The organism is Carnobacterium sp. (assembly GCF_032094055.1).
In the GTDB taxonomy this organism is placed as follows: Bacteria; Bacillota; Bacilli; order Lactobacillales; family Carnobacteriaceae; genus Carnobacterium_A.
This window is the reverse complement of the sequence record NZ_DAMDAK010000056.1, coordinates 4,081-14,123: the sequence shown is the minus strand read 5'-3', so window position 1 is coordinate 14,123 and position 10,043 is coordinate 4,081. Positions and strand designations below refer to the sequence as shown.

Sequence of the window (10,043 nt, the reverse complement as noted above, 5' to 3'; positions counted from 1 at the left end):
ACTAGTTTTTTCGTAACTTGCAGCCCGTTCATATAAGGCGTGCAAGTTAGCTTTACGTTGCCTTCCTGAACTCATTCCTCCAACATAATCTAAAAAATGCGTATCTTCATAAATGGACCAAATCAAGTTAACTAAATGATTTCTTCGTGCTTCTTCACGCCATTTGACTAACCGTTCTAGAAAAAGATGGACTTTGTTGTATAACGCTGTTGTAAAATGGCTGGCTTTTTCAAAACCTGGATAAGAAGCATGAAAAGTCTGCAGCGCTTCGTAATATTCACCCGTTTTTTGGCTGATTCGAATAGAAGCTAATTCATTTTCGTCTAAGCCGACAATCGGTGAACGCAAAACAGCAGCTAAAGGAATATCTTGATAGGGATTATCGATAATTTTTAGTAAGGACATCATAATAGTGATTTCAGTCGTTTGAAAGTAATTTTGTGTATCGTTTACTTGTAAAGGAATTGAAAGACGCTTGAAAATTTCTAATAAAACTAAATTATTTTTTTTAGTAGGTGTTAATAAGACGATATCTTGATAACAAATAGGCCGATTATGCTTTAGTTTTTTATCATAAATCTGAAACCCTTCTTGAATCAATTGTTGTATTTTTTGTCCGACCATCAAAAGTTCGCCTTCTGTTTTATCGTCTATCCGCATGTTCCAGTCTACTGCATCTTCTTCGTTTTCTTCAGCTGTATCTGTTCCCTTTTCATAGATCAAAATCTCTGTTTCGTGTTGATTCGTTTCTGGAAATGCTGTAAACCCTTGAATCAATTGTGCAGATTCGTCATAGTCCATCTGGCCAACGTCTTTATCCATTAGTTGTTCAAAAACGAGATTAGTAAAATGCAGGATTTCACCGCGGGAACGGAAATTTTCAGCTAAAATAATCCGCTCTCCCCCCTTTTGTTGTTCATACGCTTCATACTTAGTTAAGAACAATCCCGGATCTGCTAAACGAAAAGAATAAATGGACTGTTTTACATCCCCTACCATAAACAAATTTCCTTTTTCCGGGTCTGCTTGAACAAGCCAGCGTAAAATATTTTCTTGTAATTGATTAATATCTTGGTATTCATCGACCATGACTTCTTTAAATTTCTCTTTATAATGATAAGAAGCTTCACTTGGAATCCATTCTGCTCCTGTGTAGCGAGCTAATATTTGCAACGTCAAATGTTCTAAATCATTAAAATCCAATAAATTACGTTCGTCTTTTCGTGCTCGATAAGCTTGGGTAAAAATAGCAGTTACACGTGCCATTTCTTCGACTAAAGGAGCAGCTTTGGCCATAATTTCTACTTGATTTTCTAAAGACGTATTAAAGTAGGAGCTTTGCATCTCACTGTAGCGTTTTTTTATCTGATCCCGGATCGTTTTCATTTCAGCTCCAGCTTCTTTTATACTATCATCAGCTGATTTCTTTACAGCTTTCCAACGGTTAAACTCAAAGGATTGAGATAACTGATAAGCTGTTTGATAGTCATCAGCAGCTATTCTATCTTGCAGCTCTTGTAAATGGACTACTTCCGCATCGAAGAGTTCTGTTTGCTGGCTCAACTCCTCTGTACCTTCTCCGATTTGTTTAGCTGTGATGCCAAGTTCAATTAAACTGACTAAAATATCTGAAATTTGCGGCTTTAGTAACTTTTGAAATAACGTTCCTTCTGTAAAATTTTCCGCATCCGTCGTATACAGTTCTGAAAGGTGTTCTAGCCAATAGTCAGGATTGGGATTGGCTCTTGAAAATTCATACAGGGAAAAGATCAGTTCTGTTAATCCGCTGTCGTTCCGATCATTTGAATAAGAACTGGCTAAGTTTTTAAATGCACTCATTTCTTCGCCATAAAGTTCTTCTCTAACTTCTTCCCAAACATCTTCTTTCAGTAAGAGGATTTCCGTTTCATCTGTTAATAAGCGAAAAACTGGATCTAGATCGATCAAGTAATAATACCGACGAATAACTTGCAGACAAAAAGCATGCAGTGTACTAATAGAAGCTTGTGTTAAAAGAGACAATTGGCGTATTAAATGTCGTTTTTTGTCCGGCTCGCTTTCACTTGTAATGGCTTGTTGAATAGCGACTTGAATACGTTCTTTCATTTCCTTAGCGGCAGCTTCCGTATAGGTAACAATCAGCAACTCGTCGATATTGGTACCTGATTTCACTTTTTCAATCACACGTTGTACTAAAACAGTGGTTTTACCAGAGCCAGCAGAGGCAGAGACCAAAATATTATGCCCTGCTTGATAGACAGCCTCCCATTGACTATCAGTAAAACGGCTATTTTGAGGTTTAATTGGAATCACAGTCATTCCTCCTCTTCTTCTTTTATTTTTTTAAGGATTTCTTCACGTGACAGTTTTTCCATCCTGCGGTAATTATTTTCAGGGAGCATGGCGTCAAATTGTGATACAGCTCGTAATTCTCCATTGACTGAAGAAATGAACTGTCTTTTTTCATAAAAAGGATTAAGAGTTGTCACACCATTCATAATTTGATTGCCGGCATCTAAAATTAACTTTTGATTGTGTTTTCTTAGTGCCTCCATCTCTTCAAGCGTTACAAATTTGTTCGACTTTAATGATTCATTTTTAAGTTGATTGAAAGGATAGACCAAAGAAGCTGTTGAGGGCTCAATTGTTGGATCGAGTGCCATTAATAAGTCTTCTTCTTCTAGCAGAAGACCATCTAATCTAAATTGTTTTAATAGTTCATTTGTATAAGTGTCTCCATCAATGATTTTATCTCCTTTAATAAAAGGATTTTGAACATGTAGATAAAAAGCTCCAGCAGGTTTAGCTTTATAACCAATTAATTGTGGTGCATTTGCAAGTGCTGTATCTAAATACGTGATCATTTGCATAGCCAATCCATAATAAGCATCTTGATAACTAAAGGCGTGAGCACTTGATTTGTAATCTACGATACTCAAATAATGTTGTTGGCCGACTTCAAGCGCATCCACACGATCGATTTTCCCACGTATAAATAAGTTTCCGCCATTTTTTAAAGGAAAAGCTAATCCTTCTATTCCTTTTTGATTAGCCAGCTGCCCAAAAAGAACTTCTGTCTGCACGTTTTTCATATTTGTTCTTCTGCTTTGATTACCAAGTGCCCAAGCAATCCGTTTGACTGTTTTGCCTAATTGTTCCCGAATAAATTTCATGCGATTAGAAGCAGATAAAACGGAGAATCGAGCTTTACCATAAAGAGCTGTTAATACTTCATCGGTAATCCGATTGAGCGTTTCTTGATCTATTTCATGAAAACTCAAATTACGGCTTAAAAGCGATTTAAACAATTGGTCTAATGCGTCATGGAAAAATTCTCCTGTTCCGGCAGGAGATAACCCAAAAACATTCCGTTCTTTTAAGCGGAGACCATATTGTAAGAAATGTGCATAGTGGTCTGCATAAAAGGTTTCAAGACGAGAAACAGATAAATATAAATCTTTGCCGTATAGAGCAGTAGCAATCTCTTTCTTTAAAGGATGCGGAATATTCTTTTTCACTAAACTGACTAGCAAATGATTAAAGGTGGCAGAAATAGTTTTATCGCGTTTAAAGTAACGGTAGATACCAATCCAAAAAGGGTCTAGTTGACCTTTTTGGTCTTGTTCTTTCCGTAAAACTAATAATAATTGGCTCATCGTACTCCGACGAGTCCCGATAAAATCTAGTAATTCAGTAGAAGTAGGGTTTTCTAATGAGGTAACTTCACCAGCTCTAAACTGAATCGGAAGATGAAAGCCTTCGACAATTCTTGATACGTATGGCGATAATTTAGGCGCTTCTTTAGAATCATCGCTAACAGGGTACGTAAAAACCAATTTTTTTGAAGAAGCTAAAAAAGCTTCATAAGCAATAAAAGGTTCTGTAGCCATCAATGATTCTGCAGATGGCCTCAAATATTTTGATGGATCTAAAAAGTTTGCAACTAACTCTCTATCTTCTTCAGTTAAGATACTTTTATTCTCACTTCTTGCTGGCAAATGAGCATCGGTCATTCCTAATAAAAAAGTCACTTTAGCCGTTCCGATACGTGTTCCTTCCAGTCCTGAATAAACAACTTGGTCAATGCTTGGCGGAACAATGCTATAAGAGGCCGTTTCAAAACCAGCGGCCAGAATCGTTTGAAAGCTTTCTAAATCAAAACTTTCTTCGCCTAATACTTCCACATATTCATCTAGCAGTCCCAAAAATGCCTGCCATGTCTGTTCTTGTTTTTTAGCTGCTTCTAAGTCGTTTTTTTCTATCGCTTGATCTCGCCAGAAAACCAATTGACGATCGACTCCAATTTTTTCTAAAAATAAGTAGACAATTTTAGCAGCCTCTTTCCCCGTTTCTGCTTGGTCGAGTTGCTTAAAGAAAGGAAGCAACGTGTCTTTTAAACTAAAGCGTTACATCAATATGCTCTCTGAAAGCATTAACTTGTTGCTGCATGATACGGACACGAATATCGCGTTCAGCTGGTAATTTTGTATCAGATTGAGGAATAAACAACTCTGTCCGTAAAAAGCGCATAACATCAGCGTAACGCCAATTTTTACGTTTGATCATCAATAAAGCATCTAAAAATTCAACTAACGGATGCTGATTCATCACGTCCGCACTGTCAATAAATGTTTCAATGCCATTTTCATTAAAAATCGGATCTAAAATCGTTAAGTAGTCATCCATATTCCGTGTTAAAACCAAAATATCTTGATAACGATAGTGTCCGCTTTTAACCAGTTTACGAATTTCCTTAGCCACATGGGCAACTTCTGCTTGTTTGTTTTCTCCTGCCCACACTTCAATGCAGTTTTCCATTGACGTTTGCTGCTGAGATGAAGAATCATTTATCGGTGAAAGTTTATTGGTTTCTACCCAAAAATCTTCTAACTGGTTCAATTCCTCACAATAAGCCGCATCTAATTGGTGAATCACTCGATCAGGAGCTACTGGAATATTCTCAGAACGAGCGCTTTGATACAATTGGTAATATGTTTCACCTGCTGCTTGAAATAATTCATGCAGTTCCGGTTTTTCTGTCGGATAACCTTTATCTAAAGTTAATGCCACAGTGACTTGCTTAGCAGATTTCATTAACGCCACAACCAATGCTTGTTCTTGAGCAGTAAACCGAAAAAAGCTTTCAATGTAAATTGTTGTATCAGATAAATCCATTTCATTTATTTTTTCAGTCAAAGCCGTTAAAATATCTTCAGTCTCAATGTACTTTCCTGCCAAAGCTTGATCAAATGCTTGATAAAGTAATGAGATGTCTTTTAATTTCAGTTGAAAATCTGCTTCTTGAGGAGTCGATCCTAAATGCATAATCAAATAAGTCAAATCATTTTGAGTAATACGACCCGTTCTTAATTCAGTAAATAAATCGGTCAATTGCTCAACAAATCCTGCTTTACGAACTTCTCCTCGATACATAGTCAATTGTTCTTCATATTGGATCAATAATTTTCTTACCAACATAGATAAACCAGAAGCGGATAGTTGCGGTTTAACGAATAGATCTGTATCTTGTAGCCAAAACCATGCTAAGCGGCTAAAACTAAAGACTTGTAGATGCATCATGCCCATCAAAGTTTTTTCATTAAAAGGCGGGATTTCCCCAAGACGTTTTAAAACGGTCATTTCTGCTTCAAATTTAATATGGTCTGGAACTAAATAAAAGACTTTTGCTTGCTTATTGTTAGTTAAGGTTTCTGCAATTTCATCTAACATGGCGCCTCTTTTGTCTCGATTGATCCGGCCTAAAATAAATTGTAATCCCATCGGTCCTTCACCTCTTCTGTTTGTTCTTCGCTTCTTTATTTTAACATACCCAGAAAAAAACCGGCTCTCTTTTAAATGATCCGCTAAAGAAAATTCTAACCATTATTTTATATATCATAAAAGACGAAATAGACTCATTATAGCTAAAGTCTGTTTCGTCTTTTATCGATGATTAGGAAAAATAAATGAATAAGCCAACCACTAGTGCTGTTCCTAAACTGTAACTGAGTTTAAAGCGCAGTTTACTCGTTTTATGATGAAATACCTGCATCCCCAGTAAACCGCCTAAACCTCCGCCGAAAATACCGTACAGCAGTAATGTTTTCTCTGGAATTCTCCACTGATGGTTTTGAGCTCTCTTTTTATCTATTCCCATTAAAACAAAGAGCCAACCGTTTAAGATCACAGCATAACTAAAGAGATAGAGCATGTTACTCTTTTTCTCCAGCATTTAAGCGAATAATTTCAACGATGACATCGGTAGCTTTTTGCATACTTTCAACAGCAACAAATTCATAACGACCGTGGAAATTTTCACCACCTGCAAAAATATTAGGAGTCGGTAACCCCATAAATGAAATTTTCGAACCATCTGTACCGCCTCGGATAGGTTCAATGATAGGCTCAATAGACAAGTTTTTCATAGCTTGTTCCGCAAGGTCGATAACCGTCATATCTTTTTCAATGATTTCTCCCATATTGTAATAAGAATCGTTGAGGTTAACGGTTACACGCTCAGTCCCATAATCAGCGTTTAACTTTTCAGCTATTCCTAACATAAAAGCCTTACGGTTTTCAAATTTAGTGCGGTCATGATCACGAATAATATATTCCATACGCGCTTCTTCTACCTCACCAGATAATCCAAGCAAATGGTAAAAACCTTCTCTGCCGGCTGTTTTTTCAGGAACTTCATCTTGCGGCAAGGCAGCATCAAAAGCTAGAGCAATCTTTAAGGCATTGACCATTGTATTTTTAGCTGTACCAGGATGAACATTTTTTCCTTGGATCGTAACAATCGCAGCAGCTGCATTAAAACTTTCGTATTCTAATTCTCCGACCGGACCCCCATCCATCGTGTAGGCAAAGTCCGCATTAAAACCTGCTACATCAAATCGGTCTGCTCCTATTCCGATTTCTTCATCTGGACCAAATGCAACCCGTACTGTTCCATGTTTAATAGTTGGATCAGCAAGTAAAATTTCCATCGCCGTCATGATTTCTGCTATTCCTGCTTTATCATCAGCACCTAACAAAGTAGCCCCGTCAGTTGTAATAAGGGTTTGACCTAGATAATTTTTTAAATTGGGAAAATCTTCTGGGGATAAAACAACATTTTGTTCTTTGTTTAATAAAATCGCTTGTCCATCATAATTTTCATGGAACTGAGGATTGACATGTTTAGCGTTAAAATCAGCCGTATCCATGTGTGCAATAAATCCGATTGTAGGTACTTCTTGAGTTGTGTTGCTTGGTAAAGTAGCTGTTACGTAGCCGTTATCGGTATTATACGCAACATCACTTAATCCTAATTCCGTCAATTCCGCCATTAAAGTCTTAGCAAAGGCTACTTGTGATTGTGTTGACGGAATAGTCGTACTGCTTTCATCAGAACGTGTTTCTGTTTGGACATAACGAACAAATCGTGGAACTAAATTTTTATACATAGTAAAACTCCTTTTCTATTTTATTAAGTTAAACACTAAACTGTTTTTTGTAAAAGCTAAATTAAAAAATAGCTCATTAAATAAATTGATAAGGATCTGTATTGATCGCTGATTGAATGATCGTTACATCCCAATTCATTTCCTGACTCCATTTGGTAAAAAGATCAGTCAATTCTTTTTTGCAGATGCTCTCAATATGATGGCCTGGATCAATAACCGTTAAGTTTTCAGCCAACATGTCGTGGGCCACATGGTAGTAAACATCTCCAGTAATATAGACTTCTGCTCCTTTTTCTATTGCAGTCGGGTAATACTTTCCAGCATCGCCTCCGCAAATCGCCACGCGTTGAATCAGCTGATTGCTGTCTTTAGAAAGATAACGTAAGCCAGAAACACCAAAAATTGTTTTGATTTTTTCAGCAAAATCTAAAACAGAAAGAGGTTCAGCTAAGTCGCCGACTCGTCCTAGGCCATATTCATCAATATAATTTTCAATTGTATAAATATCATAAACCGGTTCTTCATAAGGATGAGCCGTAAATAAAGCCTGCTCTATTTCAGCAGTTAATCGTTTAGGGAAAATCACTTCTATCCGGGCTTCTGCTACTTTCTCTGACTGATTTAATTGCCCGATAGCAGGATCAGCTTGGTTTACTGGAGTAAAACGTCCTGTTCCTTCCACTGTATAAGAACAATCTTGGTAATTTGGTCCTATTTTACCAGCTCCAGCTTTTGTTAGAGCGGCAATCATAGCTTCTTGGTCCGATAAAGGAACAAAAACAACTAATTTTTTATAACTTTCTTTTTTCGTAACCGCCATGATTTCAGTATTGTTTAACCCGATAGCTTTTGCTAACCAGGCGTTCATTCCGTTTGTTGCTACATCTAAATTAGTATGAGCCGCATAAACCGCAATATCGTTTTTTAATAAATCAGCATACATTTTATTTTGCGGATCGTCTGTGACAAGGTTCTTGGCTGGTCTAAAAATAGGCGGGTGATGAGCAAATATCAAATCTGCTTGTTGTTCAATGGCTTCTTGCACGACTTCAGGCCGAACGTCTAACGTAACTAACACTTTTTTAATCGGTTTATTTAAAGTGCCAATTGCTAAACCGACAGGGTCGCCTGTTTCTGCTAAAGACTTTGGCACAAAAGCTTCGAATTTACGAATCAAATCATTTCCAAGAATACGAATCATTTTAGCAACTCCTCAATTTTTTCGATTTTAGATTTAAAAACCTTTATTTTTTCTGTTTGATCGGTAGCTGATTTTGCTAAATCTGCTGCGATTTGTTTGTCTTTTTTTAATTCATTTTGCCATTTTTTTACAAAAAGAGGAGACCGTTCTTGTTTAAGATGAACGCCAAAAATCAAGTCAGCTTCACTAGCTGTTACTTGCTGGTCAACTGATTTTTCTGCAATGATGATTTCATATAATTTTTTGTTTTCTTCTATTAATTCTTCTGCCACAATTTGGTACTGATGTTTGATCAGCCAAGTTCTTAGTTGGTATTCATCTTTATTGGGTTGTAAAATCAGCCGCTCTTTTCCGGTTAGTTTTCCCGCTTGATAGCCTTCGTCTAAAATAGCAGCAATCAAAGTTCCTCCCATTCCGCAAATGGTGATCGCAGATAATTGATCTGAAGCAGGATCAATCACTTCCAATCCATCTCCCAAGCGAACACTGATTTTATCTTGAAGGCCTAACCGCTTTACTTGTTTAACAGCAATTTCAAAAGGCCCTTTGATCACTTCTCCTGCAATCGCAGATTCAATTGTGCCTTCAGCTGCTAAGGCACAAGGTAAGTAGGCATGATCTGATCCAATATCTGCCAAGCGCGAATCTGGTAAAACATAACTGGCTGCTCTTTCTAATCGCAAAGACAACTGCTTTGTATTCATTGAACTCTTGTCACTTCTTTCATTATAGATTTAAAGGAATGAATTTAATCTTTAAAGAAACTCTCATCTAACAAGTAGCCTTCTGCAGCTTCTTTTGTTTTAAAAACACCTTCGATTTGACCATTCGGTAAATTAATGGACCACATAGGATTGTCGTATACCAAACGCAACACATCGCCTCTTTGATCAAACCACAATTCTGAATAACCTTCTTCATAGCCATCTGCTGTTTTTTTCAAAAAAGCAAGTGCTTTATCTACTAGCTCGTGAATCGTTTTTTCATCTGCGTCACGAATGGATAGGTAACCTTTATTGGTTTCTTCTTTAGGCAAATAGCCAGCATAAACAAAAGCATTGCCATTTGGATGCAGAAAACGAATAACGATTGTTTTAGCTACTGCACTGTCTTCAAAATGGTAGTTGATTCTATCTAATGAAACAGGCACTGCAGTCAATTCGGTATATTCATCAAATAGTGCTTTTTTTTCTTCAAACGATAACATATTATCTCATCCCTTCAAACTTTCATACTCCTTCATTATAGCAGTTTTTTAAGTGGTGTGCTTTATTAAGTTCCAACAAAAAAAGAGCCAAGCAAATGAGAATCCATTTGCTTGGCTCTAAAGAGTGGCTTACTCTAAAAAGTCTTTTAATTGTTTTGAACGACTTGGATGACGCAATTTCCGTAAA

At 36.9% G+C, this 10,043-nt stretch carries 8 protein-coding genes; all 8 read right to left on the bottom strand.

Annotation, left to right across the window (positions count from 1 at the left end):
* A partial coding sequence (addA, locus tag RT405_RS09150) for a helicase-exonuclease AddAB subunit AddA (protein WP_313469209.1) occupies window positions 1-2,319 on the bottom strand: 2,319 nt, incomplete at its 3' end.
* On the bottom strand, window positions 2,316-4,385 hold the full coding sequence (locus RT405_RS09145; protein WP_313469208.1) for a PD-(D/E)XK nuclease family protein: 2,070 nt from the start codon (window positions 4,383-4,385) through the stop codon (window positions 2,316-2,318). The genes addA and RT405_RS09145, both read right to left, overlap by 4 nt.
* A gap of 13 nt (window positions 4,386-4,398) precedes the next feature.
* Window positions 4,399-5,781, bottom strand: a complete 1,383-nt coding sequence (locus RT405_RS09140) for a hypothetical protein (protein WP_313469207.1) — start codon at window positions 5,779-5,781, stop codon at window positions 4,399-4,401.
* A gap of 172 nt (window positions 5,782-5,953) precedes the next feature.
* On the bottom strand, window positions 5,954-6,211 hold the full coding sequence (locus tag RT405_RS09135) for a DUF1294 domain-containing protein (protein ID WP_313469206.1): 258 nt from the start codon (window positions 6,209-6,211) through the stop codon (window positions 5,954-5,956).
* 1 nt (window position 6,212) lies between these two features.
* Entirely contained in the window at window positions 6,213-7,448 is a 1,236-nt protein-coding gene (gene pepT, locus RT405_RS09130; RefSeq protein WP_313469204.1) for a peptidase T, read from the bottom strand.
* Window positions 7,449-7,524: 76 nt separating this feature from the next.
* A complete protein-coding gene (locus tag RT405_RS09125) occupies window positions 7,525-8,649 on the bottom strand; it encodes a Nif3-like dinuclear metal center hexameric protein (RefSeq protein ID WP_313469203.1) in 1,125 nt (374 codons plus the stop codon).
* Window positions 8,646-9,353: a tRNA (adenine(22)-N(1))-methyltransferase TrmK gene (locus tag RT405_RS09120; RefSeq protein WP_313469202.1), complete on the bottom strand. Its 708-nt coding sequence runs from the start codon at window positions 9,351-9,353 to the stop codon at window positions 8,646-8,648. Before RT405_RS09120 ends, RT405_RS09125 begins: the two co-directional genes overlap by 4 nt.
* Window positions 9,354-9,397: 44 nt before the next feature.
* Window positions 9,398-9,856, bottom strand: coding sequence for a hypothetical protein (locus RT405_RS09115; protein WP_313469201.1), 459 nt, complete (start codon window positions 9,854-9,856; stop codon window positions 9,398-9,400).
* Window positions 9,857-10,043: the final 187 nt, after the last annotated feature.

Excerpts from the sequence above, each read along its gene's own strand:
- RT405_RS09115 (WP_313469201.1), bottom strand. The coding sequence starts at position 9,856 with ATGTTATCGTTTGAAGAAAAAAAAGCACTATTTGATGAATATACCGAA.
- RT405_RS09125 (WP_313469203.1), bottom strand. The coding sequence starts at position 8,649 with ATGATTCGTATTCTTGGAAATGATTTGATTCGTAAATTCGAAGCTTTT.
- RT405_RS09140 (WP_313469207.1), bottom strand. The coding sequence starts at position 5,781 with ATGGGATTACAATTTATTTTAGGCCGGATCAATCGAGACAAAAGAGGC.
- RT405_RS09135 (WP_313469206.1), bottom strand. The coding sequence starts at position 6,211 with ATGCTCTATCTCTTTAGTTATGCTGTGATCTTAAACGGTTGGCTCTTT.
- pepT (WP_313469204.1), bottom strand. The coding sequence starts at position 7,448 with ATGTATAAAAATTTAGTTCCACGATTTGTTCGTTATGTCCAAACAGAA.
- RT405_RS09120 (WP_313469202.1), bottom strand. The coding sequence starts at position 9,353 with ATGAATACAAAGCAGTTGTCTTTGCGATTAGAAAGAGCAGCCAGTTAT.